This is a genomic window from Streptococcus sp. 477 (genome assembly GCF_013277295.1).
Classification (GTDB): Bacteria; Bacillota; Bacilli; order Lactobacillales; family Streptococcaceae; genus Streptococcus; species Streptococcus pseudopneumoniae.
In genome coordinates, this window is record NZ_VMMQ01000011.1 from 1 (window position 1) to 26,743 (window position 26,743).

The following is a 26,743-nucleotide window of genomic DNA, read 5'->3' on the forward strand; positions in this document are numbered from 1 at the left end:
GGTAGCGGTCGATTCCTGTCTCATCAATGTATACGATTGGTAAATCGTTTAGGTTATCCAAAATATCAAGAAACTCAGATACTTTCTCTGGGTCTTGTTCCTTAAAGCTCGTCATCTTTTTTTGAAGTGACCTTCATCTGCTTTAAAGCTGCCCATACTGAAGGGACAGCACAATCAAAATGTGCCGCAATTTCCCGTAAAAAAGCATCTGGATGAGACTCTACAAAGGCTTTCAATTCCTCTAAAGGAATCTTTCGGTTTTTGACGACTCGCTTTTTCATCTCTAAGTGTCCTTGTTCACGTAAGTTCTTTTTCCATGTGAAGAGAGTTCTGACGCCGACATCAAAAACCTTGGCTGCCTCGACATGGCTGTGCCCCTCTTTGATGTAATCTAATGCTCGCTGTTTAAAATCTGTACTATATGCCATAGCTTTATTATAGCATGCTTGTTTGAAACTAAGCAACTATACTATGCGTTTTTCTTATTTTAAGATTTTTACCTCAACTCTCTTTTAGTATTTAACGCAGTTAATAAGGTCTATAATAGTCTAATTTAGGTAGTAAATTTGTTCCTATTCTGTCAACTTTTCCTATTTTTTATCTTATTGAGGTTGGTATTTGTACAATTCAGGAATTATTAATGATTAATTAAAATTTTTTGTTAGAATAAGTTCATAAAAAAGAAAAGGAGTATTTGATCATGTTACAAAAAATTTATGAGCAGATGGCGGATTTTTATAGAAATATTGAAGAAGAGTATGGTACTGTATTTGGTGATAATTTTGACTGGGAACATTTTCATTTTAAATTTTTAATTTATTATTTAGTGAGATATGGTATTGGGTGTCGTAGGGATTTTATCGTTTACCATTATCGTGTTGCTTATCGTTTGTATCTTGAAAAGATGATAATGAAACAAGGTTTTATTTCTTGTTGAGATAGTCTGAGTTAATTTCCGAACAAATTTACTTTTTTATGGAAAGATAATAATAAATAGCTGCTTATTTTTCTAAATCATTTTTTAATAGTTGGAAATAGCAAATCTTTCTATTGTTTCTTCTTGATAAAAAGGCGATTTTTTCTTATAATAAATTGTAAGATATAATTGCAGGTGAGAGTCCTGCCATGTATGTGAGAAAGGAAGAGCCTGAGGGCTCAGACAAGATTATGACTTCAGTTGTTGTTGTAGGTACCCAATGGGGTGATGAAGGTAAAGGGAAGATTACAGACTTCCTTTCAGCGAATGCAGAAGTGATTGCACGTTACCAAGGTGGTGATAATGCAGGTCACACGATTGTGATTGATGGTAAGAAGTTTAAATTGCACTTGATTCCATCTGGGATTTTCTTCCCTGAAAAAATCTCTGTTATTGGGAATGGTATGGTTGTAAATCCTAAATCTCTTGTAAAAGAGTTGAGCTATCTTCATGAGGAAGGTGTTACAACTGATAACTTGCGTATTTCTGATCGCGCGCATGTCATTTTGCCTTATCATATCGAGTTAGATCGTTTGCAAGAAGAAGCTAAGGGCGACAATAAGATTGGGACTACAATCAAGGGAATTGGTCCAGCTTATATGGACAAGGCTGCTCGTGTGGGAATTCGTATCGCCGATCTTTTGGATAAAGACATTTTCCGTGAGCGTTTAGAACGTAACCTTGCTGAAAAGAATCGTCTTTTTGAAAAATTGTATGATAGTAAAGCTATCGTCTTCGATGATATTTTTGAAGAATATTACGAATATGGTCAACAAATCAAGAAATATGTGACAGACACGTCCGTCATTTTGAATGATGCGCTTGATAATGGTAAACGTGTGCTTTTTGAAGGTGCACAAGGTGTTATGCTAGATATTGACCAAGGGACCTATCCATTTGTTACTTCTTCAAACCCTGTGGCTGGTGGTGTGACAATTGGTTCTGGTGTTGGTCCAAGTAAGATTGACAAGGTTGTAGGTGTATGTAAAGCCTATACGAGTCGTGTAGGAGACGGTCCTTTCCCAACTGAGTTGTTTGATGAAGTGGGAGAACGTATCCGTGAAGTAGGTCATGAATATGGTACAACAACTGGTCGTCCACGTCGTGTGGGATGGTTTGACTCAGTTGTGATGCGCCATAGTCGTCGTGTTTCTGGTATTACTAATCTTTCATTGAACTCTATCGATGTTTTGAGTGGTTTAGATACTGTGAAAATCTGTGTGGCCTATGATCTTGATGGTCAACGTATTGACTACTATCCAGCTAGTCTTGAGCAATTGAAGCGTTGCAAACCTATCTATGAAGAGTTGCCAGGTTGGTCAGAAGATATTACTGGAGTTCGTAATTTGGAGGATCTTCCTGAGAATGCGCGTAACTATGTTCGTCGTGTGAGTGAATTGGTTGGCGTTCGTATTTCTACTTTCTCAGTGGGTCCTGGTCGTGAACAAACAAATATTTTAGAAAGTGTTTGGTCCTAAGAGATTTTTAAGATTTGTTTAAGATAGGTCGGGTATACTATAGACAGTTACAAGAAGACCTCCTAACTTGTTGTAACGAATATCCTAAACTTTTCTTTTTCATAATAATCTCCCTATAAAGTCACCGCATTTGGTGGCTTTTTTTGTCTTGGGATTCATGATATAATAATAAAATCGATAAGTAGTAAAAGGGAAATTGATGAATTATACAGTTGAAGAAAAAGAAGTCTTTATGAGGGAAGCTTTGAGAGAGTCTGAGATTGCTCTTGAACACGATGAAATTCCAATTGGTTGTGTGATTGTCAAGGACGGAGAAATCATTGGCCGTGGGCATAATGCGCGTGAGGAACTGCAGCGAGCGGTTATGCATGCGGAGATTATGGCCATAGAGGATGCGAACTTGAGTGAGGAGAGCTGGCGCTTGCTGGACTGCACACTTTTTGTGACCATTGAGCCGTGTGTCATGTGTAGTGGGGCGATTGGGCTTGCCCGTATTCCAAACGTGGTCTATGGGGCTAAAAACCAGAAATTTGGCGCTGCTGGAAGTTTGTACGATATCTTGACAGATGAGCGTCTTAACCATCGTGTAGAGGTTGAAATAGGAATTTTGGAAGATGACTGCGCAGCTATCATGCAGGACTTTTTTAGAAATAGACGGAAAAAATAATTTTGCTTTTAAAATGAATAGGAATGTGATATAATAAATAGTGGAGCAACAGTTCTGCGTGAAGCGGGTCAGGGGAGGAATCCAGCAGTCCTAAGCGATTTGAATTGTGTGCTCTTTTTTTCGTGCTTTTTCCGAATAAATAAGATAGAATAATCTAGAATAAATGATAATAGAAAAGAGAAGATGATGAAAATTCGTGGTTTTGAATTGGTTTCTAGTTTTACAGATGAAAATTTATTGCCCAAGCGTGAGACAGCGCATGCGGCTGGTTATGACTTAAAGGTTGCTGTGCGTACAGTTATAGCTCCAGGAGAGATTGTCTTGGTTCCGACAGGGGTTAAGGCTTATATGCAGCCGACTGAGGTTCTTTACCTTTATGATCGCTCTTCAAATCCTCGTAAGAAGGGCTTGGTCTTGATTAACTCAGTTGGGGTCATTGATGGGGACTATTATGGAAATCCTGGGAATGAAGGGCATATTTTTGCACAGATGAAGAATATCACAGACCAAGAGGTTGTTCTTGAAGTTGGAGAACATGTTGTCCAGGCTGTTTTTGCTACTTTCTTAATTGCAGATGGAGATGCAGCTGGTGGCGTTCGAACTGGTGGATTTGGATCGACAGGGCACTAGAATGAAGATTATCTTTGTACGTCATGGGGAGCCAGATTACCGTGAGTTAGAGGAGCGTTCTTATATAGGATTTGGGATAGATTTGGCACCCTTGTCTGAGATGGGACGGCAGCAAGCTCAGGAACTGAGCACCAATTTTTCACTCCCTTCAGCTGAAATAATCATATCTTCTGCAGTCACAAGAGCTTTAGAAACGGCTTCTTATGTGGTTTGTGCTACGGGTCTTCCTTTAAGAGTAGAGCCTTTATTACATGAATGGCAGGTCTATGAAAGTGGAACAGATAATTTTGAAAAAGCTCGTACTATGTTTCTAGAAAATAATGGGGAGTTACTTCCTAATAGTCCTATTCAATATGAGACAGCTACGGAGATAAAGTCTCGTTTTCTAGAATGTATGTCTAAGTATCGAGATTACCAGACCGTGATAGTGGTAACTCACAACATGCTCATGCGCCAGTTTGTGCCAAATGAGAAGATTGATTTTTGCCAAGTGATTGAGTGTGAGTTAGAGATATAGAAAGAGGTTTATCATCGCAAAGAAAAAAGCGACATTTGTATGTCAAAATTGTGGGTATAATTCCCCTAAATATTTGGGACGTTGTCCTAACTGTGGGTCTTGGTCTTCTTTTGTAGAAGAGGTTGAGGTTGCCGAGGTCAAGAATGCGCGTGTGTCCTTGACAGGTGAGAAAACCAAGCCCATGAAACTAGCTGAGGTGACTTCTATCAATGTTAATCGAACCAAGACAGAGATGGAGGAATTCAACCGTGTACTTGGAGGTGGGGTGGTACCAGGAAGTCTCGTCCTCATAGGTGGGGATCCTGGAATTGGGAAATCAACCCTTCTCCTACAAGTCTCAACCCAGTTGTCTCAAGTGGGGACTGTTCTCTACGTCAGTGGGGAGGAGTCTGCCCAGCAGATTAAGCTACGAGCAGAGCGCTTGGGTGATATTGATAGTGAGTTTTATCTCTATGCAGAGACCAATATGCAGAGTGTTCGAGCAGAGGTGGAGCGCATCCAGCCAGACTTCCTCATTATTGACTCTATCCAGACCATTATGTCTCCTGAGATTTCAGGGGTGCAGGGGTCTGTTTCTCAGGTGCGTGAGGTGACGGCTGAGCTCATGCAACTGGCCAAGACCAATAACATTGCTATCTTTATCGTAGGTCATATGACCAAGGAAGGAACCTTGGCTGGTCCTCGTATGTTGGAGCACATGGTAGATACGGTACTTTACTTTGAAGGGGAACGCCACCATACCTTCCGTATTTTGAGAGCGGTCAAAAACCGTTTTGGTTCTACCAATGAAATTGGGATTTTTGAGATGCAGTCGGGCGGTTTGGTTGAGGTCCTCAATCCGAGTCAAGTTTTCCTAGAAGAGCGTTTGGATGGGGCGACTGGCTCGTCAATCGTTGTGACCATGGAAGGGACGCGTCCGATTTTGGCGGAGGTTCAGGCTTTGGTAACACCGACCATGTTTGGAAATGCTAAGCGTACGACGACAGGACTTGATTTTAATCGTGCTAGCTTGATTATGGCTGTTTTGGAAAAACGAGCAGGTCTTCTCTTGCAAAATCAGGATGCCTATCTCAAATCTGCTGGCGGTGTCAAATTGGATGAACCTGCCATTGACTTGGCCGTTGCAGTTGCCATTGCTTCGAGTTATAAAGACAAGCCAACTAATCCTCAGGAATGTTTTGTCGGAGAATTAGGTTTGACTGGAGAAATTCGGCGCGTGAATCGTATCGAACAACGTATCAATGAAGCTGCTAAACTGGGCTTTACTAAGATTTATGTACCCAAAAATTCCTTGACAGGAATCACTCCACCCAAGGAAATTCAGGTCATTGGAGTGACAACGATTCAGGAAGTTTTGAAAAAGGTCTTTGCATAATCCGTGACAAATCCTTTTAAAAATGATAAGATAGGAGAAATATTTGACTATCAAATTTTCAAGGAGGGAATCGTGTCGTATTTTGAACAGTTTATGCAAGCCAATCAGGCTTATGTTGCCTTACATGGGCAGTTAAATCTGCCACTTAAACCCAAAACTAGAGTAGCCATTGTGACCTGTATGGACTCTCGTTTGCACGTTGCGCAAGCTCTAGGTTTGGCACTTGGGGATGCTCATATCTTGCGGAATGCAGGTGGTCGAGTGACTGAAGACATGATTCGTTCGCTAGTTATTTCCCAGCAACAAATGGGGACAAGAGAGATTGTGGTATTGCACCATACAGACTGTGGTGCTCAGACCTTTGAAAATGAACCTTTTCAGGAGTATTTAAAAGAGGAATTAGGTGTAGATGTGTCAGACCAGGACTTCTTGCCCTTCCAAGATATAGAAGAGAGTGTACGCGAGGATATGCAACTGCTTATCGAGTCTCCCCTAATACCAGACGATGTCACTATCTTTGGTGCCATTTACAATGTTGATACAGGAAGTATGACAGTCGTAGAATTATAAATACTTCATTTAGAAAGAAAGTTTATGAAGAAAAACAGTATTTTATTTATTTTTATCTTATTGCTATGTATTGGTTTACAATATGAAACCATCTACTATACGGACGGTTCGAGGTCAGGTGCGGAATATGGACTAATGGGAGTTTCTATCTTTCTAGCTCTCTTTTACATGATTCCGGCTCTTTATTTTCTCTTCCGTATTGGGAAAAAATGGGAATTCCCAAAGAAGGCCTTGATTTTGTCTTTATTGGGTGGGATGTTCCTTTCAGGCTGGTTATCTAGCTTTGCGAATACCTATATCCATGATTTGCTGGGTATGCTTTTCCCAGATAGTCCATTTTTAAATGCCTTTGAAAGTGCTATTGTGGCTCCTTTGGTAGAAGAACCCTTGAAATTATTGACACTTGTTTTTGTTTTGGCTCTGGTTCCTGTACGAAAATTAAAATCTTTGTTTTTACTAGGGATTGCTTCTGGTTTGGGATTCCAAATGATTGAGGATATTGGCTATATTCGTACGGATTTGCCAGAGGGCTTTGACTTTACTATTTCGCGAATTTTAGAGCGTATCATCTCAGGAATTGCCTCTCACTGGACTTTTTCAGGTCTAGCTGTAGTAGGTGTTTACTTGCTTTACAGAGCCTATAAAGGACAGAAGGTTGGCAAGAAACAGGGCCTTATTTTTCTAGGTTTAGCCTTGGGAACTCACTTCTTGTTTAACTCTCCTTTTGTGGAGTTGGAAACAGAGTTGCCTTTAGCGATTCCAGTGGTTACGGCTATTGCTCTCTATGGTTTTTATCATGCTTATTGCTTTGTTGAGAAACACAATGAGTTGATGACCTAGAATATTTTTCAAAAGAATGATGCAAGGGTACAAATATGGTGCCCTTCTTTTATTTTTGATTGAAAAATAGTGCAAAAAGCGCTACAATGGTAGATGGAAAATCTTGTGAAAAGCACAAGCGATACATATATACCGGAGGAAATCATGTCTTTTTCTGATTTAAAGCTGTTTGCCCTTTCTTCTAATAAAGAATTGGCAGAACGTGTGGCGCAGGAGATTGGGATAGAGTTGGGGAAATCAAGTGTTCGCCAATTTTCAGATGGAGAGATTCAGGTCAACATTGAAGAATCAATCCGTGGGAAACACGTCTTTATCCTACAATCAACTAGTTCGCCTGTAAATGACAATCTGCTTGAAATTTTGATTATGGTAGATGCTTTGAAGCGTGCGAGTGCAGAATCTGTCAATGTTGTCATGCCTTACTATGGGTATGCACGTCAGGATAGAAAGGCGAGAGCGCGTGAGCCAATCACTTCAAAACTTGTCGCAAATATGCTTGAAGTAGCTGGAGTGGATCGTTTATTGACCATCGACTTGCATGTTGCGCAAATTCAAGGATTCTTTGATATTCCTGTGGATCATTTGATGGGTGCTCCTCTGATTGCAGATTATTTTGAGCGTCGTGGTATGGTTGGTTCTGACTATGTGGTTGTCAGCCCGGACCATGGAGGGGTGACTCGTGCTCGTAAGTTGGCAGAATTTTTGAAAACATCTATCGCTATTATTGATAAACGTCGTAGCGTTGATAAGATGAATACTAGTGAAGTTATGAACATCATCGGTAAGGTTGAAGGCAAGACTTGTATCTTGATTGATGATATGATTGATACCGCTGGAACGATTTGTCATGCGGCAGATGCTCTTGCGGAAGCTGGTGCTGTTGAAGTCTATGCAAGCTGTACGCACCCAGTTCTTTCTGGTCCTGCTACGGACAATATCCAAAAATCAGCTATTAAGAAATTGGTTGTTTTGGATACCATCTATCTTCCAGAAGAGCGTTTGATTGATAAGATTGAGCAGATTTCAATCGCTCATCTCCTAGGGGATGCTATCGTACGTATTCATGAAAAACGACCACTTTCTCCACTTTTCGGTATTGAGAAAAAAATTTAATGACCAAGCCTGAGATGGTTCTCAGGTTTTTTCGTCTTTTTTCCGAATAAATATAGTCAATTGAAACAAGAACAAGACAAAAGAGCCTCGTAAAAGGTATTGCAACTTGGTAATACCTTTTTGAGATGCTTTTTGAGATGAGCCCATGTCTTCTCAATAGGATTGTACTCAGGTGAGTAGGGAGGAAGGGGTAAAAGTTTATGCCCAAACTCTTCACACAAGAATTCTATTCTAGCTATTCTATTGGAATCTTGCATTATCCATAATAATAACTGAGGGTGTATTTAATGTCGGTAAGAGAAATTTCTGAAACCAAGCTTCAAAAAAGTCGCTCGTCATTGTTTCTTGGTAAGTTATTGGAGCGATTAACTCACCATTTGTTAGCCCTGCAACCAAAGAAATCCCCTGATATCTTCTTCCAGAGACTTTACCTCCTATTAACTGACCTTTTGATGAGCAACCATATTCTCGATAAAAGTAAGTATCGAATCCTGTTTCATCAATATAAACAGGTGCTAAGTGCTTTAAACTATTAAAATTCTTAAGAAATAAGGATACTTTTCTGGGTCTTGTTCATAGTAGGTGTGGTTCTTTTTTTCGAGTGTACCCCATAAATTTGAGCGCATAGTGGATAGTAGTTGGATGACAGCCAAATTCAGAAGCTATTTCAGTCAAATAAGCGTCTGGATTGTCAGTAAGATAGTTTTTAAGTCTATCTCTATCAACTTTTCTTGGTTTTGTTCCTTTTACTTGATGGTTTAGCTCTTCTGTTCCCTCTTTTAGCCTTAACCAGCCATAAATGGTATTACGTGAGATTTGGAAAACCTGTGATGCTTTTGTTATACTACCTGTTCGCTCACAATAGCCGAGAACTTTTTTACGAAAATCTATTGAATATGCCATAAGAAGATTATACAACATTGTGTATTGTTTTTAGTTCATTTTACTATAGATAGAAGCAGTGAATCTAGCAAACCTAGATTTAAAAATGTGCTATAATGAAAGGAGAGAAAGAATGATTCTAAGACATCCGGGCATTAGCTCAACCAATGATTTGGACGCTAAGAAAATTTTCAGCAATCCAGAAATCACTTGTCAATTTATTCGCGATATGCTGGATTTACCAGCAAAAAATGTGACCATTTTGGAAGGAAGTAACATTCACGTCTTGCCTTCTCTGCCCTATTAAGCACAAGATTTCTATACCAGTATTGATGTCTTGGTGGAGTTGGATAATGGAACCCAAGTAATCATTGAAATTCAAGTTCATCATCAGAATTTTTTCATCAATCTCCTGTGGGCTTACTTGTGCAGTCAGGTCAATCAAAATCTAGAAAAAATTCGCCAATAAGAAGGAAACGCTCACCAAAGTTATAAACACATCGCATCAGTATACGCAATAGCTATTGTGGATAGTAATTACTTTCAGGATGATTAAGCTTTTCATAGCTTTAGTATGCGAGAGGGAACGACAGGTGAAGTCTTAACCATCACAAACAATGGACAGGAAAACCATCTAGTCAAGATGGTATAAAAATACAGAGAAACCAGCAAGGATAGCGTTCGCAAGCCATGGTTGGAGTTTTTCGGGAATAAACCCTTTACCCAGCGCCCCGAGCGAGCCATCAGCCAAGCAGACCAACTGCTAGATTACAAGAGCTGGTCCGAGGAGGACAGGAAAATGTTTAGTCAACTACGTATGCGTGAAGAACAAGCCTTACTCGCTCATGACTATGCATTGGAACAAGCGGAGGAAAAAGACTTAGAGCGTGGTCGTGCAGAGGGGCTTGAACAGGGACTGGAGCGTGGTCTTGAACGTGGACGAGCTGAAGGGATTGAACAAGGGCGAGAAGAAGGCTTGGAACGTGGGAAACTTTTTGCCTTTCTGGATATGGTTCGCCAAGGACTTCTGACTTCCGAGGTTGCCAGCCATCAGCTGGGTATGAGCGTCGCTGAGTTTGAGTCCTTGCTATGAGGTCACATTTTTTTAATATAGTAGAAAGTTAATGAAATGGCGAGTTATTTCTAAAATACTTGTCATTTTTGCTTGACATTTGGAAGGGGGATAGGATAATACCATAGAAGTGAGTTCTGTCCAACTATCGATATGGATTAGATATGTGAAGTTTGACTCAAAGTTTAAGAAATTTGTGAGATTTTCACTTGGGAGATACGGTATTTGAAGGGTATTTTATCTCACAAAGGTGTTTTTTCAACCTTTTTTGAAAAAAATGAAAGCTCTTCTAGGCATAAGAAAACACCTCTGTGTTATACTTGTTGTTCAACCACAAACACAAGAAAGGCACAGAGATGCAAGACAATTATACTACAAAAGCCAAACAAAAGAAGGAAAATCAAATAGAGAAATTGCCTCTTTGCTTGGAAAAGCTCCTCAAACTATCCACACTGAAATCAAGCGTGGGACAGTCTGACAATGTCTTGGAAAAGGGCGCTTCAAAGAGGTTTATTCTACCGACTATGCTCAACAGTCTTATGAAAACAATCGCAGGCGCTCGGTCAAGAAATCAAGCTTAACCAAAGAACTAAAGGAAAAGATTCTCCATTATCATAATCAAAAGTTTTCTCCTGAAATGATGGTTATGGCTAAAGGGGTTAACGTGGGAATTTCAACCATTTACTATTGGATTCATCATGGAAAATTGGGATTAATACTAGACTAAAATCAAAAAGCATTATATAATAGTAATATGAAATCAACTAAAGAAGAAATCCAAACAATCAAAACACTTTTAAAAGACTCTCGTACAGCTAAATATCATAAACGCCTTCAAATCGTTCTATTTCGTCTGATGGGTAAATCTTATAAAGAGATTATAGAGCTTTTAGACTGTAATCAAACAACGATTTGGCCAACTGTAAAAAAATATGAGGAGTTCGGACTCGACTCTCTCCTTCAAGAAACACGTGGTTGTCGTAACCATGCATATATGACAATTGAGGAAGAGAAAGCCTTTCTTGCCCGTCATTTGAAGGCTGCAGAGGCAGGAGAATTTGTTACAATTGATGCCTTATTTCAGGCTTATAAAAAGGAGTTAGGTCCTTCCTACACACGTGATACCTTCTATCAACTGTTGAAGCGCCATGGTTGGCGAAATATTATGCCACGTCCAGAACATCCTAAGAAAGCAGACGCTCAAACCATTGTCGCGTCTAAAAATAAAATCTCAATTCAAGAAGAAAAGAAAGCGCTTTAAAACCAGTAGACGTTTTCGTAAGGTTCGCTTGATGTACCAAGATGAGGCTGGTTTCGGTAGAATCAGTAAACTAGGATCTTGTTGGGCTCCAATAGGAGTAGGTCCACATGTCCATAGTCACTATATACGAGAATTTTGCTATTGTTATGGAGCTGTTGATGCCCATACAGGCGAATCATTTTTCTTAATCGCTGGTGGATGTCATACTGAGTGGATGAACGCCTTTTTAGAAGAGCTTTCACAAGCTTATTCAGATGATTATCTTTTACTCGTTATGGACAATGCCATATGGCATAATAAAAGCGCTGAATCGGTCAATCAGGCTTTAAAACTCATCTTAAAACAAGACAAGATTCTGTCCATCACGGCAGATAATGGTACAGAATTTAACCGCTTGTCTGATGTATTTTCTGAGGAACATATCTATTATGCGCACCCCTATGCCTCTTGGGAAAGGGGAACTGATGAGAATCACAACAGGCTCATTCGGAGATGGTTACCTAAGGGAACTAAGAAAACGACTCCCAAAGAAGTCGCATTCATCTAAAATTGGATTAATAACTATCCTAAAAATGCTTGAACTACAAATCACCCAGAGAAGACTTCTTGATGGCTAACTTGAACTTGAAATTTGGCTTTTTTGAAAAAATAGGTAAAAAGTTTAAAAACTCGAAGAAAACTCTTGACAAATCCTGCAAATATTTATATAATCTATGGTAGTAAGGTAGTCTTACGAAAAAATATTTTAAAGAAAAACAAAGGAGATAAAACGATGAAAAAAGTTTTATTGACAAGCGCAGTCGCTCTTGCAGCATTTGGTGCTGTACAAGCTGTTTCAGCTGATACAGCAACTTTTAGTGAGGCTAATGTTCAAACATTGCCAAATGCTAAACCTGCAGCTGATGAGAGAACAGAACCAAGTGCAGAAGTTTCTAAACTCTTTAAAGAAGCAGCAGAAGCAGCAGAAGCAGCAGCTAAACGTGGAGAAGAAGCAAGTGGTAAAGTTAATACTACTGAAAATGGTGATTTGACTATTGATGATATTAAGTCTCACCTTGCATCTCAACAATCTCAACAATCTAATAAACAAAGAGTTGTTACCGATAGATATGTTAAGGTTTATGATAAAGAAGGTAATGAACTGAAACTTGATGGTAAAGCAGTTGAGATTAAGTATGAAAAATCAGCTAATAGTACTGTTGAAGTTAAAACTAAACGTGGAACATATAAATTAACAGTTCGAGTACAAAATGGTAAAGCAACCCTTTTGAAAACTCCTCAATTAGTAGCTTCTGCTGAAACACCTGCTCAAAAAGCTGAATGGATTAAATCAGGTTCTCGCTGGTGGTACAAACACGCTGATGGTTCTTACACAACTAATGGTTGGGAAAAAATCAATGGCACTTGGTACTATTTCGACCAAGCTGGTTGGATGACAACTGGTTGGGTTAAAGACAATGGTACTTGGTACTACCTAAACGACAACGGTTCAATGGCAACTGGTTGGGTTAAAGATAACGGTACTTGGTACTACTTGAAATCATCAGGTGCAATGGCAACTGGTTGGTATCAAGTTGGTGGTAAATGGTACTACTCATACGCGTCAGGAGCTCTTGCAGTTAATACAACTGTAGATGGTTACAAAGTAAACCACAACGGTGAGTGGGTTAAATAATCCAAGATAATTTAAAACTAGGAGAGTTCTCTCCTAGTTTTTTTGCTCTTTGTTAGCTATAGGGGTAGAGTTTTTGGCATTTTCCTTGCAACTCCGTCTATTGGTTAGAAGAAAATAAAAAGTGAACAAGACGATATTTCAGTCGTAACCGCCTAATAACGAAGTATATTGAAAAATCTCCAGCCTAGAGAACTCACGGATAGTTCCTAATCTGGAGATTTCTTATTTGCACTTTTTTGTACAACTTTATTCCATGGTAAATAAGCCTCTAAAACCTCTTTGTTTACGAGAGTTTCCTCGTTTGGAAGACATTCTAGAAGATAGGATAGATATTTTTCACTATTTAGTTGATGACGTTTAGCTGTTTCCAACAAACTCATAATAATAGCTCTTGCTTTAGCTCCTTCAAAACTTTGAGAAAACAACCACCCTCGCTTTTTAAAATTTAGCTTAGGCTAAAAGAGTCCACTGGACTCTTTTACTCCGTCCCATAACCAATGATTTAATGGCGCGTTCAGCTAGATTATTGGAAAGGATCAGACGTCCGTCTTTCAAAATGGTCTTAAAGGTTTCTTCATACTTGAGGCTGTATTCAATAGCCCTTCCTAGTTTTGAACCTGCTAAAACTGACTGACATCGATACCAAGCAAAGAAATCTTCCATTAGGGGGTGGAGCTCTTCTTGACGTTTCTGTAGTCGTTCATCAGCTGGCAAAGCATGCAATCGCTTTTTTAAGGCCTAGTTTAAGACTAAGTTAGAACAAGGAAAACATTACAATGTAGCCATCATCCACCTTGCAAAAAAACTTATCCGAACCATGTTTTATCTCCTAAAAAAGAGCTACCATTTGACGAACAAAAAGTGATGTAATTTCTGAAATTAACACAAGATTACCTTTGAAAAAAATGGACTTTTTCAAGGGATTTTTGCCATACTCTAAAATCATCGCTAAATCATCAAATTGAAATAAGAAATATTTTAGATAAACTATTGACTTTTCTTATAGTTTGTCTTTCATTATAGCACATTTTTAAATCTAAGTTTACTAGTTTCAATGCTTCTATCTATTTATTCGGGAAAAAGTTTGAAAAATACTTGCTCTAGCTCTTCCCAATGGTATTTTTTGATTCTTTCCTTTATAATGGGTGTATGGATAAGAAAAAATTATTATTGATTGATGGGTCTTCTGTTGCCTTTCGGGCGTTTTTTGCGCTCTATCAGCAGTTGGACCGTTTTAAGAATGCGGCTGGTTTGCATACCAATGCGATTTATGGCTTTCAGTTGATGTTGAGCCATTTGTTGGAGCGGGTTGAGCCTAGTCATATTTTGGTGGCTTTTGATGCGGGGAAGACGACCTTCCGGACAGAGATGTATGCGGACTATAAGGGTGGTCGGGCTAAGACTCCGGATGAGTTTCGTGAGCAATTTCCCTTTATTCGTGAGTTGCTGGATCATATGGGGATTCGTCACTATGAGTTGGCTCAGTATGAGGCGGATGACATCATTGGGACACTGGATAAGCTAGCAGAGCAGGATGGTTTTGATATTACCATTGTCAGTGGGGACAAGGACTTGATTCAGCTGACGGATGAGCATACGGTGGTTGAGATTTCCAAGAAAGGTGTGGCTGAGTTTGAGGCCTTTACGCCAGATTATCTCATGGAAAAGATGGGCATTACACCGACGCAGTTTATCGATCTCAAGGCGCTTATGGGAGATAAGTCGGATAATATCCCTGGGGTGACCAAAATCGGTGAAAAGACGGGTATCAAGCTCTTGCTGGAGCATGGTTCGCTTGAGGGAATTTATGAAAATATTGATGGGATGAAGGCTTCTAAGATGAAGGACAATCTCATCAATGATAAGGAACAGGCTTTTTTGTCTAAAACACTGGCGACCATTGATACCAAGGCACCGATTGAGATTGGTTTGGAGGACTTGGTCTATAGTGGTTCAGATGTGGAAAATCTTGGGAAATTCTACGATGAGATGGGCTTCAAACAGCTCAAGCAAGCTTTAAATGTGTCGTCAGCTGATGTGACTGAGAGTTTGGATTTTACTATTGTTGACCAAATCAGTCAAGATATGCTGAGTGAAGAGTCTATCTTCCATTTTGAGCTTTTTGGTGAGAATTACCATACGGATGATTTGGTTGGTTTTGCTTGGTCTTGTGGAGATAAGCTCTATGCCACAGACAAGCTTGAGCTGTTGCAAGAGCTGATTTTTAAGGACTTTTTAGAAAAAACACCTCTGAGAGTTTATGACTTTAAGAAAGCTAAAGTTCTCTTGCATCGTTTGGGTGTGGATTTGCAGGCGCCTGCTTTTGACAGCCGTTTGGCTAAATACCTCCTTTCGACTGTGGAGGACAATGAAATTGCGACCATCGCTAGTCTTTATGGTCAGACTTATTTGGTTGATGATGAAACCTTCTATGGTAAGGGTGTCAAGAAGGCCATTCCTAAACGCGAGAAATTCTTGGAACACTTAGCTCGTAAGCTTGCAGTTTTGGTTGAGACTGAGCCTGTTTTACTTGAAAAACTTAGCGAAAATGGGCAATTAGAGCTTCTTTATGATATGGAGCAACCTCTGGCTTTTGTCCTTGCTAAGATGGAAATTGCTGGGATTAAGGTTAAAAAAGAAACCTTGCTTGAAATGCAGGCTGAAAATGAGCTTGTCATTGAAAAACTGACTCAGGAGATTTATGAACTGGCTGGTGAGGAGTTTAATATCAACTCGCCTAAGCAGTTGGGTGTCCTTCTCTTTGAAAAATTGGGACTTCCTTTAGAATACACCAAGAAAACCAAGACAGGTTATTCGACAGCAGTGGATGTCTTGGAGCGCCTGGCTCCTATTGCTCCGATTGTTAAGAAAATTCTTGACTACCGTCAGATTGCTAAGATTCAATCGACTTATGTGATTGGCTTGCAAGACTGGATTTTGGCTGATGGCAAGATTCATACGCGTTATGTGCAGGATTTGACCCAGACTGGGCGTTTATCTAGTGTGGATCCAAACTTGCAAAATATTCCTGTGCGTTTGGAGCAGGGCCGTCTCATTCGTAAGGCTTTTGTGCCTGAGTGGGAGAATAGTGTCCTTCTCAGTTCGGACTATTCACAGATTGAATTGCGCGTTTTGGCACATATTTCTAAGGATGAGCACTTGATTAAGGCCTTCCAAGAGGGGGCAGATATCCATACTTCGACAGCCATGCGGGTCTTTGGCATTGAGCGTCCTGAGGATGTGACTGCAAACGACCGTCGCAATGCCAAGGCTGTCAACTTTGGAGTGGTTTACGGGATTTCAGATTTTGGTTTGTCTAATAATTTAGGCATTAGCCGTAAGGAAGCCAAAGCCTATATTGATACCTACTTTGAACGCTTCCCAGGTATTAAAAATTACATGGATGAAGTGGTGCGTGAGGCGCGTGATAAGGGCTATGTGGAGACACTTTTCAAGCGTCGTCGTGAGTTGCCAGATATCAATTCGCGCAACTTTAATATTCGTGGTTTTGCAGAGCGGACTGCTATCAACTCTCCTATTCAGGGTTCGGCGGCAGATATTCTCAAGATTGCTATGATTCAGCTGGATAAAGCTCTAGTTGAGGGTGGTTATCAGACTAAGATGCTGTTACAAGTGCACGATGAAATCGTCCTTGAAGTTCCTAAATCTGAATTGACAGAGATGAAAAAATTGGTCAAACAAACCATGGAAGAAGCCATTCAACTCAGTGTTCCCCTCATCGCAGATGAAAATGAAGGGGCAACCTGGTACGAGGCTAAATAAAAAGGGAGCTAGTCCTCCTTTTTTGTAGTAGAATTATGCAAGCCTTTTCAAAATGTGCTATACTGATGAAAAAGGAGGATTTCTATGAGTCAAGAATTTATCAATCCAAGTGATGGCGTGATTCGTCAGTATCTCGCAACGAGTAAAACCCTTGCTGTTGTGGGTTTGTCAGACCGTGAGGAAACAACCAGCAATCGAGTGACTAAGGAAATGCAGGCTCGGGGTTATAAAATTATCCCAGTCAATCCCAAGGCGGCAGGTGGCGAAATCTTGGGTGAAAAGGCTTATGCTAGTCTCGCTGAGATTCCTTTTCCTGTAGATATTGTCAATGTTTACCGTCGCAGTGAATTTTTGCCAGATGTGGCGCGTGATTTTCTCAAGGCTGATGCTAAGATTTTTTGGGCACAGCTAGGACTTGAAAGTCTAGAAGCGGAAGAGATTTTGCGTGCTGGTGGATGCGATGACATTGTGATGAATCGCTGCATCAAGAGAGAACATACTCGCTTGATTAAGGAAGCATAAGAAAAAGGTAGCTGATGGGCTACCTTTTGTGTTATACTCAATGAAAATCAAAGAGGAAACTAGCCGCAGGCTGCTCAAAACACAGTTTTNNATACGGCAAGGCGACGTTGGCGTGGTTTGAAGAGATTTTCGAAGAGTATTAGAAAATGCCGATAAGGGTCTGCATACCAAGAGTGGTGAGGATGATGGCAATCCAGCAGATGGCTCCGAGAACAATGGATTTTCCGCTGGATTTGACCATAGCTACCAGATTGGTTTTGAGCCCGATAGCACTCATGGCCATGACAATAAGGAATTTAGAGAGTTCTTTGAGAGGGGTAAAGAAACTACTGGATACACCTAGAGAGGTGAGTAGTGTAGTGAGGAGAGAGGCAAGGATAAAGTAAAGGATAAAAAGTGGGAAGACTTTTTTCAGTTGTAATCCTTGCTTATTTTTTTGTTCACGACTTTGCCAGTAGGATAGAAAGAGCGTGATAGGGATAATGGCCAAAGTACGTGTGAGTTTAACAATGGTTGCAGACTCGAGGGTATTGCTTTGGTAAAGACTGTCCCAAGCGCTGGCGGCAGCCGTTACAGAGGAAGTGTCGTTGACCGCAGTCCCTGCAAAGAGGGCGAAGCCTTCATTGGATAGATGAAGCCAGGTGCCGAGGGTTGGAAAGATGAGCGCAGCCAAGACATTGAAGAAAAAGATAACGGAAATGGATTGGGCTACTTCCTTTTCCTTAGCATCAATAACGGGCGCTGTCGCAGCAATGGCAGAACCACCACAGATTGAAGAACCTACTCCAACCAAGGTAGCCAGTTTTGTATCCAGGGAAAAGAAGCGCTGGAAGAAGTAGGCAATAATCAGAGCTATTGAAATGGTGGATAGGATGACAGGGAGCGAAGATTGGCCAACTGCGAAGACTTGCGAGATATTGAGACCAAAACCAAGCAAGACAACGGCATACTGGAGCAATTTTTTAGAACTAAAGGTCAACCCAGCATCCAGTTGTTTATAGGACGAGAGAAAGGGATGGAGAAGCATGCCCATAAAAATTGCAAAGACAGGCGCGCCAATAACAGGGAAGAACCCTCCTAAGTACCAAGATACGATAGAAATGAGAAGGCAGGCCAAGATACCTGCTCCATTTTTTGATAGAAATGACATAAAAACCTCCAAATAAAATCTATTACCATTATAGACCTATAAACAGGAAAAGTAAAATAGAAAGTGGAAAGCTATTCTCTAATGTATTTTTGCGGTCGGGGGGCTTTTGTAGTATAATAGAGATACGTTTCGAAAGTAGGAGGTATCTATGGACTTAACTAAGCGCTTTAATAAACAGTTAGATAAAATTCAAGTTTCGTTGATTCGTCAGTTTGACCAGGTTATTTCGGAGATTCCTGGGGTCTTGCGTTTGACCTTGGGGGAACCTGATTTTACAACGCCAAATCATGTCAAGGAGGCGGCCAAGCGAGCGATTGATCAGAACCAATCCTACTATACAGGGATGAGTGGTCTGCTGACTCTACGTCAGGCGGCCAGTGACTTTGTTAAGGAAAAGTACCAACTGGACTATGCTCCTGAGAATGAAATCTTGGTTACAATTGGGGCGACAGAGGCTTTATCTGCGACTTTGACAGCTATTTTGGAAGAGGGAGACAAGGTGCTCTTGCCAGCTCCTGCCTATCCAGGTTATGAACCGATTGTCAATCTAGTTGGGGCAGAGATTGTCGAGATTGACACAACTGAAAATGGTTTTGTCTTGACTCCTGAGATGTTGGAAAAGGCCATTTTGGAGCAGGGAGACAAGCTCAAGGCGGTTATTCTCAACTATCCAGCTAATCCGACAGGAATTACCTATAGTCGGGAGCAGTTGGAGGCCTTGGCAGACGTTTTACGCAAGTACGAAATTTTCGTTGTCTGTGATGAGGTTTACTCAGAATTGACCTATACAGGCGAAGCCCATGTATCTCTAGGAACTATGTTGAGAGACCAGGCTATCATTATCAATGGTCTATCTAAATCGCATGCTATGACCGGTTGGCGTTTGGGACTAATTTTCGCTCCTGCGGCCTTCACAGCTCAGTTAATCAAGAGTCACCAGTACTTGGTGACTGCCGCAAATACCATGGCGCAACACGCTGCGGTGGAGGCCTTGACGGCTGGTAAAAACGATGCGGAGCCTATGAAGAAGGAATATATCCAGCGTCGTGATTATATTATCGAGAAAATGACTGCTCTTGGTTTTGAGATTATCAAACCAGACGGTGCCTTCTATATCTTTGCTAAGATTCCAGCTGGTTACAACCAAGACTCCTTTGCCTTTCTAAAGGATTTTGCTCAGAAGAAGGCTGTTGCCTTTATCCCTGGTGCTGCCTTTGGGTGTTATGGAGAAGGTTATGTTCGCCTGTCTTATGCAGCCAGCATGGAGACTATCAAAGAAGCCATGAAACGACTTGAGGAGTATATGAGAGAAGCATGATTCAGTCTATCACGAGTCAAGGCTTGGTGCTCTATAATCGCAATTTTCGTGAGGATGACAAGCTCGTCAAAATTTTTACAGAGCAGGTTGGCAAACGCATGTTTTTTGTCAAACACGCTGGTCAGTCTAAGCTGGCGCCTGTTATTCAGCCCTTGGTGCTGGCACGATTTCTCTTGCGAATCAATGATGACGGACTCAGTTACATCGAAGACTATCATGAGGTCATGACTTTTCCCAAGATTAATAGTGACCTCTTTGTCATGGCCTATGCGACCTATGTGGCAGCTCTTGCAGATGCTAGTTTGCAGGACAATCAGCAGGATGCTCCCTTGTTTGCTTTTTTGCAAAAGACTTTGGAGTTGATGGAAGCAGGCTTGGATTATCAGGTTTTGACCAATATTTTTGAAATTCAAATTTTGACTCGATTTGGGATCAGCCTTAATTTTAATGAGTGTGTCTTCTGCCATCGGGTCGGTCAGGCTTTTGACTTTTCTTTCAAATATGGAGCCTGCCTCTGTTCAGAGCATTATCATGAGGATGAGAGACGTTGCCATCTCAATCCCAATATCCCTTATCTGCTCAATCAATTTCAAGCCATTGATTTTGAGACTTTGGAGACCATTTCGCTCAAGCCCGAAATCAAGCAAGAGTTACGCCAATTTATGGACCAACTCTACGAAGAGTACGTTGGGATTCACCTAAAATCAAAGAAATTTATTGATTCCCTAGCAGACTGGGGACAATTACTAAAAGAGGAAAAGAAATGAAAAAAATCGCAGTAGATGCTATGGGGGGCGATTACGCACCTCAGGCCATCGTTGAGGGTGTCAATCAAGCCCTAGCTGACTTTTCAGATATCGAAGTTCAACTTTACGGAGATGAAGCTAAAGTCAAGCAATATCTGACAGCGACAGAGCGCGTCAGCATTATCCATACGGATGAAAAGATTGATTCAGACGATGAACCTACGAGAGCTATTCGGAAGAAGAAAAATGCCAGTATGGTATTGGCGGCCAAGGCTGTTAAAGATGGAGAGGCAGATGCTGTACTATCGGCTGGGAATACAGGCGCTTTGTTGGCGGCTGGATTCTTCATCGTGGGTCGTATCAAGAATATCGATCGACCTGGACTCATGTCTACCTTACCGACTGTAGATGGGAGAGGTTTTGACATGCTTGACCTCGGTGCTAATGCGGAAAATACAGCCCAGCACCTCCATCAATACGCTGTCCTCGGTTCCTTCTATGCTAAAAATGTTCGTGGAATTGCGCAACCACGTGTTGGCTTGCTTAACAACGGAACAGAAAGTAGTAAGGGTGACCCCCTTCGTAAGGAGACTTATGAATTACTAGCAGCTGATGAAAGTTTGAACTTTATCGGAAACGTGGAAGCGCGTGATTTGATGAATGGCATTGCGGATGTTGTCGTGGCAGATGGTTTCACGGGAAACGCTGTGCTCAAATCCATTGAAGGGACAGCCGTGGGAATCATGGGATTGCTCAAGACCGCTATTACAGGTGGTGGTCTTCGAGCGAAACTAGGCGCCCTCCTTCTCAAGGACAGCCTCAGAGGTTTGAAAAAACAGCTCAACTACTCAGATGTTGGTGGAGCAGTCTTGTTTGGTGTCAAGGCACCTGTTGTCAAGACTCATGGCTCAAGCGATGCCAAGGCTGTTTATAGTACGATTCGCCAGATTCGTACCATGCTAGAAACAGACGTAGTTGCCCAGACTGCGCGTGAATTTTCAGGAGAATAAAAGAGATGACAGAAAAAGAAATTTTTGACCGTATTGTAACCATTATCCAAGAGCGACAGGGAGAAGACTTTGTCGTGACAGAATCCTTGAGTCTGAAAGACGATTTGGATGCTGACTCAGTTGACTTGATGGAGTTTATCTTGACACTGGAAGATGAATTTAATATCGAAATCAGCGATGAGGAAATTGACCAACTCCAAAGTGTAGGAGATGTGGTTAAAATCATTCAAGGAAAATAGAAATCGGAGTTCCAAGGCATTTGCTTTGGAATTTTTTATTTGGCTTAATACTCTTCGAAAATCTCTTCAAACCATGTCAGCTCTATCTGCCACCTCAAAACAGTGTTTTGAGCAACCTGCGGCTAGCTTCCTAGTTTGCTCTTTGATTTTCATTGAGTATAAGTGACCGTTTAGGAACAGATTTAGTCTTTCTAGGGACAGTAGAAATCTGAGGACAAATAAGGGATATAATGGAGTCAGAAAAAATCAATCTCCAAAAAGGAGAAAAGAAAGGATTTTTATGATGAAAAAATATCTTTATTCTAGTTTGTTAGTTCTTGCAGGAGGCGTTCTCCTAGCAAATACTACGGTAGCCTATGCTGATTCCCCATCAGCAAGTGAGAAAGAAGCGATTGCTCAATTAGTTAATCAAGGCAAGATAAAAGCTGAAGAAGCTGATCAAGTAAAATTGATTGGTTTTGAAGATAAAGAAACCCAAGCAGAGGGCAATCAAGAGAAGAAAGCTTTCAATCAATATCGTGATCCGAAAGGAACATGGATGCAAACCAATGGTAAATGGTGGTTTAAATACGGTTCAGGTGGGTATGCTAAAAATTGGGAACAATTAGATGGCAAGTGGTACTATTTTGATGACCAAGGATGGATGAAAGAAAATACTTGGATTCAACCTGATGGTAATTATTACTACTTATCTGCTAGTGGTGCTATGGTCACTGGTTATCAACGTGTGAATGGTACACCATATTTCTTTAGAGAAAGTGGTGTATGGGTAGAAAATCGTGGGCAAGCTCTTGGTGAATACGCAAAGACATTTGTAGGAAAAATCCCATATGTTTGGGGTGGGGCAGATTTGAATAGTGGCGTAGATTGCTCAGGATTTACGATGGCTATTCATGCTAAGTTTGATATTAGTATTCCTAGAGTAACCTATGGTCAAGCGACAGGAGGAAGCTATGTAAGTAATGGCTCACAACTTCCTGGAGATTTAATATTGTACAATGGCGACCAAGGTTCAAATCAACATGTGGGTATTTATGTTGGTGGTGGCAAGGTAGTTCATGCTCCAGATAGAGGTCAAGATGTTTCTTATATGAATCAATATGGAATGGAACAAAATACAATTCGTAGATATTGGTAATATTGTCTAATTTTTCACAATATTATTGACTTTGACAATGAAAAGTATTAGAATATAGCTAAATAAAGAGGGAAAACCCTCTTATAGCTATTCAATAAAGGAGGAAATGGCTATGAAAAAATCTAAATTACTTACTCTTGGTTTGCTTGCAGGTGCTGGTCTGCTTTTGTCTATCAACCAAGCACAGGCTGCAGATACTTGGGTTAAAAATGGTGCTGACTGGAATCTTTCTCAAGATGGCAGCCTAGCTAAGGATAAATGGGTACAAAATGCTGGGTCATGGTATCACTTCGATAGCGCTGGTAAAATGCAGACAGGCTGGCTCAAAGACGGTGATACATGGTATTCTCTAGCAGATAGTGGTGCTATGCGCACTGGCTGGTACAAGGAAGGCAACACATGGTACTCACTAGCTAATAGTGGTGCCATGCGTACAGGTTGGTACAAAGAAGGGTCTACATGGTACTATCTTCATTTTAGTGGTTCTATGATGACAGGTTGGGTGTTCATAGATGGTAAATGGTCTTACTTTGAAAAATCAGGTGCTATGGTTGCAGATAGAGCTGTTCCAGCCAGTGATGGGGAAAGTTATGTCATTGGTAAGGATGGCTATCTAGCAAATAGAAAAGATGCTGGATACAGTATTCATGATATTGTCAAACTTGGAGATGGGCAAGAATATTTGCTAAATGCTAAAGGTGACGATGTTATTATTGAAAAAAATGCTTGGTATATCAGACCAGAGTTCAAGAAGTTTTCTAATAAATATGGAGATGAGGTTGCAAATACTACCTTAGCTTTAGTGGATAATAAAGAAGAAGGACAAGAAATTGATCCTAAGGCAGTTGTACAGAACTTCCAAAACTTACCAAATCGCTACTACTTTGATGAAAATGGACATCGTGTGATTAATATCCCAGCAATGACAACCTATTCAGATATTAAAAAAGTTGGCAATGATGTCTATTTAGAACATCCAGGTGCACGACTTCGTCTTGGAGCTACCCACTTTACAATCAATAACAATAAACTATACTATTTAGAAAATGAGCAAGGTAAGCTCAAAACAGGTTACTTTGTATTGATTGATGATGGTATGGCTACAACCCACTATCACATCCTAGCCTATGCGGATCAATCTGGTGAAATTCTTAAGATGAAACGCTTGCCATCAGGAGTTTCAGATTATCTGGATAAAGAAATCGATGGTTTATATGGTGAAAAAATTAAAATTGAATCTCCACACTCAAACGAATATTATAAAGTGGTTGTGGTTAAATAAAAATAACATCTTCACAACTAATCGTTAACGCTCTAACCAATATACCATTTTCAGGAGGCTTTAGATTTCTTGTATTTTAAAAGGAAACTAAAGCCTTTTGTAGATGGAGCAGGGGATAGAGTTATCTATAAAATAATGAAAAGGAGTCTGTCATGGAAATGAAAAATACATTTGTAGAATTGGAACAATTTGAAGAGTTAACTCCAGAGGTTTTGGAAGAAGTGAATGGTGGAGGGATTTTTGAAGATACCGTAAAATGGTGCGATAAATTATTTAGTACGGGTAGACACTTTGCTTAAATTCACAGTATTCGTTAGAGATTAGATTTATTTATGATTATTTTAGAATTCTTAGTTTCTGTGCTATATATACTGTTGGTAGTCGTTTCAACCATGGTTCCTACTATTTATTTGGGTGCTCAAATTTCCCCAGAATTTTATAAAAAACGTTATTGGGTCCTTGTATTTTTAATTAGTTTATCTGCTCGCCAAACATTTGGAGAATTATTTCATATAGGAATCATTCTCTTCTTTTACTGTATTTTTTTACTAGTATTGCACAAGGGAAAAGGGGAAGCTTTTTTTCTTTCTCTGTATCTTTTTCTCTTCTTTCAAAGTATTCGTTATTTATTTTTGACAATTTGGATTCGTGTATTATCTGGTGAGCCTTGTTGTTTTGTAGATTCGTTTTCCACTTTATATAGATCTGTATTTGATTTATTATCAATATTTCTATGTTCTACAATTATGAAACGTTGTTCTTTGGATTTGGATTTATTCTTTTCAGATGCTTTCAAAACCCACTATTATAAGAGTTTTTTCATTATCCTACCTCTGACTGGATTTAGGATATTCTCTTCGTTTATGACCAATAGAAATAGTTCGTTCTACGTTCGTTTTGATACGACCATTTCTCTCCTGATTTTCATTCTCTTTTTCTCTTGGCTCTTTTACATCAAGCATTTGGAGCAGGTTTATCGTGATGAGCAGACCATTCAGAGACAAGAAGATGAAAATCGTTCCTTGCAAGGAATGGTGGATAAGTTGGGACATCTCTATGATGAGGTTCGAGGTTTCCGTCATGATTTTGCGGGAATTGTCGCCAGCATGGAGCCTGCCATAGCAAATCAAGACATGGCTGAGGTATCTACCATTTATCAAGATGTCTTTCTAAAGACTAATGAAAAGCTGAGGAAGGCGGATTACACGGCCTTTAATCTTCACAATATCCATGATATAGCTATTCGCAATACCTTGGCAAAAGCCATGATTGTGGCAGATAAGCAGGGAATTCATTTTAGTTTGGAGACGGTGGGGGTTGTCGAAGAGCTGGCATTGCCTATGTTGGAGGCTATCCGTATCCTCTCTATCCTCACGACAAATGCTTTAGAAGCAGCCAGTGAGGCTGAAAATCCGCAGATTCGGGTTGCTTTATTGGCAGGTGATAGGAGTGTCCGTTTTATCATTGAAAACACTCGTAAGAAAGAAGAACTGAATCCCAGTATTCTCAGTCAAAAGGGTTACTCTACCAAGGATAACCACAGTGGACTGGGCTTGGCAACCTTGGAGGACATGGTTTTTCATTATGATTTAAACTTAGATACCCAGCTAGGAGAGACGACTTTTAGACAAGATTTAGAATTGCCATTTAAGGATGAGAAACGAGGGGGAGAGGAATGAGAATTTTAGTTTTGGAAGACGATAGAGTCCAGCAAGGACGGATAGAGCAGACTTTACTAGATATCGGTCGCTCTCGCAATTTAAGATTGGAAATTGATATTGCCAAAAACTATGGGGATGTTGAAAAGTATTCTCAGTATTTTGACCATTACCAGCTCTATTTATTAGATTTAGAGATTGATGGAGAGCGTGAACGGGGCTTTCAAGTTGCTCAACAGGTTCGGGAGCGGGATCCTTTTACAAGCATTGTCTTTGTGTCCACGCACTCGGAGGCCTTACCTCTAGCTTTTCGCTACCACTTGTCTGCCTTGGATTTTATTTCCAAGGATCAGCCAGAGGCGGACTACTGTCATCAGCTGGAGCGCTGTCTGGACTATGTACTGGCAGTAGATAAGAGGGAAAATATGCGTCTCTTTACCTATAGTTTTGAGGGAAGACGGGGCTTCACTCTGCCCTACCATGAAATTTTAGCCTTTGAAACTTCAGTGGAATCCCATCGTATCAAGGTCTATTATGCCAATCATTCTATCAAGACCATTTATGGCAGTCTCAAGGATATCGCTGCCAAGGCTGAAAAAGATTACTTTGTCTATGCCAATCGCAATACGTTAGTCAGTTTACAGGCTATTGAAGAGATGACTGCCACAGAAGTGACCTTGTTAGAAGGCTTGCATTTCCCCGTATCACGAACAGCCAGAAGAACCCTTAAAAAATATCTTAATGTCTAATATCTGTTAGATTTGAATGAGTTTATCAATAAGAATATCGGAAAATTTTCTGATATTCTTATTTTTTGACTTCTTTTTCGAATAGATAAGTA

At 40.3% G+C, this 26,743-nt stretch carries 21 protein-coding genes, 1 other RNA gene and 8 pseudogenes; 26 read left to right on the forward strand and 4 right to left on the reverse strand.

Annotated features, from left to right (window positions below; translation table 11 throughout):
* Positions 1 to 428 (reverse strand): annotated as a pseudogene (locus HT691_RS01535) (IS630 transposase-related protein); the annotation flags it as partial.
* Positions 429 to 700: 272 nt separating this feature from the next.
* On the opposite strand from HT691_RS01535, the gene comW reads away from it, so the two are divergent.
* The 10 genes from comW to HT691_RS01585 all read left to right on the forward strand — a co-directional run bounded on the left by comW (position 701) and on the right by HT691_RS01585 (position 8,166).
* A complete protein-coding gene (gene comW, locus HT691_RS01540) occupies positions 701 to 937 on the forward strand; it encodes a sigma(X)-activator ComW (protein ID WP_000939541.1) in 237 nt (78 codons plus the stop codon).
* Between the two features lie 230 nt (positions 938 to 1,167).
* The gene (locus HT691_RS01545; protein ID WP_050208768.1) at positions 1,168 to 2,454 is read left to right on the forward strand and encodes an adenylosuccinate synthase; all 1,287 of its coding nucleotides are present in this window, start codon (positions 1,168 to 1,170) and stop codon (positions 2,452 to 2,454) included.
* 199 nt (positions 2,455 to 2,653) lie between these two features.
* A complete protein-coding gene (tadA, locus tag HT691_RS01550) occupies positions 2,654 to 3,121 on the forward strand; it encodes a tRNA adenosine(34) deaminase TadA (RefSeq protein WP_001110115.1) in 468 nt (155 codons plus the stop codon).
* 32 nt (positions 3,122 to 3,153) lie between these two features.
* Positions 3,154 to 3,251, forward strand: an RNA gene (gene ffs / locus HT691_RS01555) — signal recognition particle sRNA small type.
* A gap of 56 nt (positions 3,252 to 3,307) precedes the next feature.
* Complete coding sequence (locus HT691_RS01560) at positions 3,308 to 3,751, forward strand: dUTP diphosphatase (protein WP_172925232.1); 444 nt, start codon at positions 3,308 to 3,310, stop codon at positions 3,749 to 3,751.
* The gene (locus HT691_RS01565; RefSeq protein ID WP_023934355.1) at positions 3,711 to 4,268 is read left to right on the forward strand and encodes a histidine phosphatase family protein; all 558 of its coding nucleotides are present in this window, start codon (positions 3,711 to 3,713) and stop codon (positions 4,266 to 4,268) included. The genes HT691_RS01560 and HT691_RS01565 overlap by 41 nt, the downstream gene beginning before the upstream one ends.
* 10 nt (positions 4,269 to 4,278) lie before the next feature.
* Entirely contained in the window at positions 4,279 to 5,643 is a 1,365-nt protein-coding gene (gene radA / locus HT691_RS01570) for a DNA repair protein RadA (protein ID WP_172923219.1), read from the forward strand.
* A gap of 72 nt (positions 5,644 to 5,715) precedes the next feature.
* Complete coding sequence (locus HT691_RS01575) at positions 5,716 to 6,213, forward strand: carbonic anhydrase (protein ID WP_007285146.1); 498 nt, start codon at positions 5,716 to 5,718, stop codon at positions 6,211 to 6,213.
* A 24-nt stretch (positions 6,214 to 6,237) separates the two neighbouring features.
* Complete coding sequence (locus HT691_RS01580) at positions 6,238 to 7,053, forward strand: PrsW family intramembrane metalloprotease (RefSeq protein WP_050223649.1); 816 nt, start codon at positions 6,238 to 6,240, stop codon at positions 7,051 to 7,053.
* A 144-nt stretch (positions 7,054 to 7,197) separates the two neighbouring features.
* Positions 7,198 to 8,166 carry a ribose-phosphate diphosphokinase gene (locus HT691_RS01585; RefSeq protein WP_172925231.1) on the forward strand — a complete coding sequence of 323 codons (969 nt, stop codon included), beginning with the start codon at positions 7,198 to 7,200 and terminating at the stop codon, positions 8,164 to 8,166.
* A gap of 56 nt (positions 8,167 to 8,222) precedes the next feature.
* On the opposite strand, the pseudogene HT691_RS01590 reads toward HT691_RS01585, so the two are convergent.
* Positions 8,223 to 9,069: pseudogene (locus tag HT691_RS01590) on the reverse strand (IS630 family transposase).
* Between the two features lie 112 nt (positions 9,070 to 9,181).
* Between HT691_RS01590 and HT691_RS11205 the strand changes: the two are divergent.
* From HT691_RS11205 to HT691_RS11210, 5 pseudogenes are all read left to right on the forward strand, one after another.
* Positions 9,182 to 10,141: pseudogene (locus tag HT691_RS11205) on the forward strand (PD-(D/E)XK nuclease family transposase).
* Between the two features lie 295 nt (positions 10,142 to 10,436).
* A pseudogene (locus HT691_RS01605) lies at positions 10,437 to 10,835 on the forward strand (helix-turn-helix domain-containing protein); the annotation flags it as partial.
* A 39-nt stretch (positions 10,836 to 10,874) separates the two neighbouring features.
* A pseudogene (locus HT691_RS01610) lies at positions 10,875 to 11,676 on the forward strand (IS630 family transposase); the annotation flags it as partial.
* Positions 11,677 to 12,101, forward strand: a pseudogene (locus HT691_RS01615) (IS30 family transposase); the annotation flags it as partial.
* Positions 12,102 to 12,723: 622 nt separating this feature from the next.
* A pseudogene (locus HT691_RS11210) lies at positions 12,724 to 13,056 on the forward strand (N-acetylmuramoyl-L-alanine amidase family protein); the annotation flags it as partial.
* A 206-nt stretch (positions 13,057 to 13,262) separates the two neighbouring features.
* On the opposite strand, the pseudogene HT691_RS11215 reads toward HT691_RS11210, so the two are convergent.
* Positions 13,263 to 13,770 (reverse strand): annotated as a pseudogene (locus tag HT691_RS11215) (transposase); the annotation flags it as partial.
* A 435-nt stretch (positions 13,771 to 14,205) separates the two neighbouring features.
* Between HT691_RS11215 and polA the strand changes: the two are divergent.
* Both polA and HT691_RS01640 read left to right on the forward strand, forming a co-directional pair.
* Positions 14,206 to 16,839, forward strand: a complete 2,634-nt coding sequence (gene polA, locus HT691_RS01635; protein WP_172923216.1) for a DNA polymerase I — start codon at positions 14,206 to 14,208, stop codon at positions 16,837 to 16,839.
* A gap of 84 nt (positions 16,840 to 16,923) precedes the next feature.
* Positions 16,924 to 17,361: a CoA-binding protein gene (locus HT691_RS01640; protein WP_023932883.1), complete on the forward strand. Its 438-nt coding sequence runs from the start codon at positions 16,924 to 16,926 to the stop codon at positions 17,359 to 17,361.
* A 139-nt stretch (positions 17,362 to 17,500) separates the two neighbouring features.
* Here the strand turns inward: HT691_RS01640 and HT691_RS01645 are convergent, their stop codons facing one another.
* Positions 17,501 to 18,511 (reverse strand): YeiH family protein, encoded by a 1,011-nt coding sequence (locus HT691_RS01645; RefSeq protein ID WP_138702908.1) that lies wholly within the window; start codon positions 18,509 to 18,511, stop codon positions 17,501 to 17,503.
* Between the two features lie 148 nt (positions 18,512 to 18,659).
* Here HT691_RS01645 and HT691_RS01650 point away from each other — a divergent pair, with 148 nt between their 5' ends.
* The 9 genes from HT691_RS01650 (at position 18,660) to HT691_RS01690 (ending at position 26,651) form a co-directional block, all read left to right on the forward strand.
* A complete protein-coding gene (locus HT691_RS01650; RefSeq protein ID WP_050207643.1) occupies positions 18,660 to 19,829 on the forward strand; it encodes a pyridoxal phosphate-dependent aminotransferase in 1,170 nt (389 codons plus the stop codon).
* Positions 19,826 to 20,596, forward strand: a complete 771-nt coding sequence (recO, locus tag HT691_RS01655) for a DNA repair protein RecO (protein WP_050207642.1) — start codon at positions 19,826 to 19,828, stop codon at positions 20,594 to 20,596. The genes HT691_RS01650 and recO overlap by 4 nt, the downstream gene beginning before the upstream one ends.
* Positions 20,593 to 21,585 (forward strand): phosphate acyltransferase PlsX, encoded by a 993-nt coding sequence (gene plsX / locus HT691_RS01660; protein WP_050207641.1) that lies wholly within the window; start codon positions 20,593 to 20,595, stop codon positions 21,583 to 21,585. The genes recO and plsX overlap by 4 nt, the downstream gene beginning before the upstream one ends.
* A 5-nt stretch (positions 21,586 to 21,590) precedes the next feature.
* Positions 21,591 to 21,824: an acyl carrier protein gene (locus HT691_RS01665; RefSeq protein ID WP_000136446.1), complete on the forward strand. Its 234-nt coding sequence runs from the start codon at positions 21,591 to 21,593 to the stop codon at positions 21,822 to 21,824.
* A gap of 280 nt (positions 21,825 to 22,104) precedes the next feature.
* A complete protein-coding gene (locus tag HT691_RS01670) occupies positions 22,105 to 22,962 on the forward strand; it encodes a C40 family peptidase (protein WP_000976808.1) in 858 nt (285 codons plus the stop codon).
* 112 nt (positions 22,963 to 23,074) lie between these two features.
* On the forward strand, positions 23,075 to 24,244 hold the full coding sequence (locus HT691_RS01675; protein ID WP_050222968.1) for an N-acetylmuramoyl-L-alanine amidase family protein: 1,170 nt from the start codon (positions 23,075 to 23,077) through the stop codon (positions 24,242 to 24,244).
* 152 nt (positions 24,245 to 24,396) lie between these two features.
* Complete coding sequence (locus HT691_RS01680) at positions 24,397 to 24,543, forward strand: smi_0057.1 family bacteriocin-like peptide (protein ID WP_000425303.1); 147 nt, start codon at positions 24,397 to 24,399, stop codon at positions 24,541 to 24,543.
* 564 nt (positions 24,544 to 25,107) lie between these two features.
* Positions 25,108 to 25,923: a GHKL domain-containing protein gene (locus HT691_RS11220; protein ID WP_007285090.1), complete on the forward strand. Its 816-nt coding sequence runs from the start codon at positions 25,108 to 25,110 to the stop codon at positions 25,921 to 25,923.
* Complete coding sequence (locus HT691_RS01690) at positions 25,920 to 26,651, forward strand: response regulator transcription factor (protein WP_001221866.1); 732 nt, start codon at positions 25,920 to 25,922, stop codon at positions 26,649 to 26,651. The genes HT691_RS11220 and HT691_RS01690 overlap by 4 nt, the downstream gene beginning before the upstream one ends.
* Positions 26,652 to 26,743 lie beyond the last annotated feature (92 nt).

Bases quoted from the DNA above. Each gene is read 5' to 3' on its own strand.
- comW (WP_000939541.1), top strand. From the start codon at position 701: ATGTTACAAAAAATTTATGAGCAGATGGCGGATTTTTATAGAAATATT.
- HT691_RS01545 (WP_050208768.1), top strand. From the start codon at position 1,168: ATGACTTCAGTTGTTGTTGTAGGTACCCAATGGGGTGATGAAGGTAAA.
- tadA (WP_001110115.1), top strand. From the start codon at position 2,654: ATGAATTATACAGTTGAAGAAAAAGAAGTCTTTATGAGGGAAGCTTTG.
- HT691_RS01560 (WP_172925232.1), top strand. From the start codon at position 3,308: ATGAAAATTCGTGGTTTTGAATTGGTTTCTAGTTTTACAGATGAAAAT.
- HT691_RS01580 (WP_050223649.1), top strand. From the start codon at position 6,238: ATGAAGAAAAACAGTATTTTATTTATTTTTATCTTATTGCTATGTATT.
- HT691_RS01585 (WP_172925231.1), top strand. From the start codon at position 7,198: ATGTCTTTTTCTGATTTAAAGCTGTTTGCCCTTTCTTCTAATAAAGAA.
- polA (WP_172923216.1), top strand. From the start codon at position 14,206: ATGGATAAGAAAAAATTATTATTGATTGATGGGTCTTCTGTTGCCTTT.
- HT691_RS01640 (WP_023932883.1), top strand. From the start codon at position 16,924: ATGAGTCAAGAATTTATCAATCCAAGTGATGGCGTGATTCGTCAGTAT.
- HT691_RS01645 (WP_138702908.1), bottom strand. From the start codon at position 18,511: ATGTCATTTCTATCAAAAAATGGAGCAGGTATCTTGGCCTGCCTTCTC.
- HT691_RS01650 (WP_050207643.1), top strand. From the start codon at position 18,660: ATGGACTTAACTAAGCGCTTTAATAAACAGTTAGATAAAATTCAAGTT.
- recO (WP_050207642.1), top strand. From the start codon at position 19,826: ATGATTCAGTCTATCACGAGTCAAGGCTTGGTGCTCTATAATCGCAAT.
- plsX (WP_050207641.1), top strand. From the start codon at position 20,593: ATGAAAAAAATCGCAGTAGATGCTATGGGGGGCGATTACGCACCTCAG.
- HT691_RS01665 (WP_000136446.1), top strand. From the start codon at position 21,591: ATGACAGAAAAAGAAATTTTTGACCGTATTGTAACCATTATCCAAGAG.
- HT691_RS01670 (WP_000976808.1), top strand. From the start codon at position 22,105: ATGATGAAAAAATATCTTTATTCTAGTTTGTTAGTTCTTGCAGGAGGC.
- HT691_RS01675 (WP_050222968.1), top strand. From the start codon at position 23,075: ATGAAAAAATCTAAATTACTTACTCTTGGTTTGCTTGCAGGTGCTGGT.
- HT691_RS01680 (WP_000425303.1), top strand. From the start codon at position 24,397: ATGGAAATGAAAAATACATTTGTAGAATTGGAACAATTTGAAGAGTTA.
- HT691_RS11220 (WP_007285090.1), top strand. From the start codon at position 25,108: ATGACCAATAGAAATAGTTCGTTCTACGTTCGTTTTGATACGACCATT.
- HT691_RS01690 (WP_001221866.1), top strand. From the start codon at position 25,920: ATGAGAATTTTAGTTTTGGAAGACGATAGAGTCCAGCAAGGACGGATA.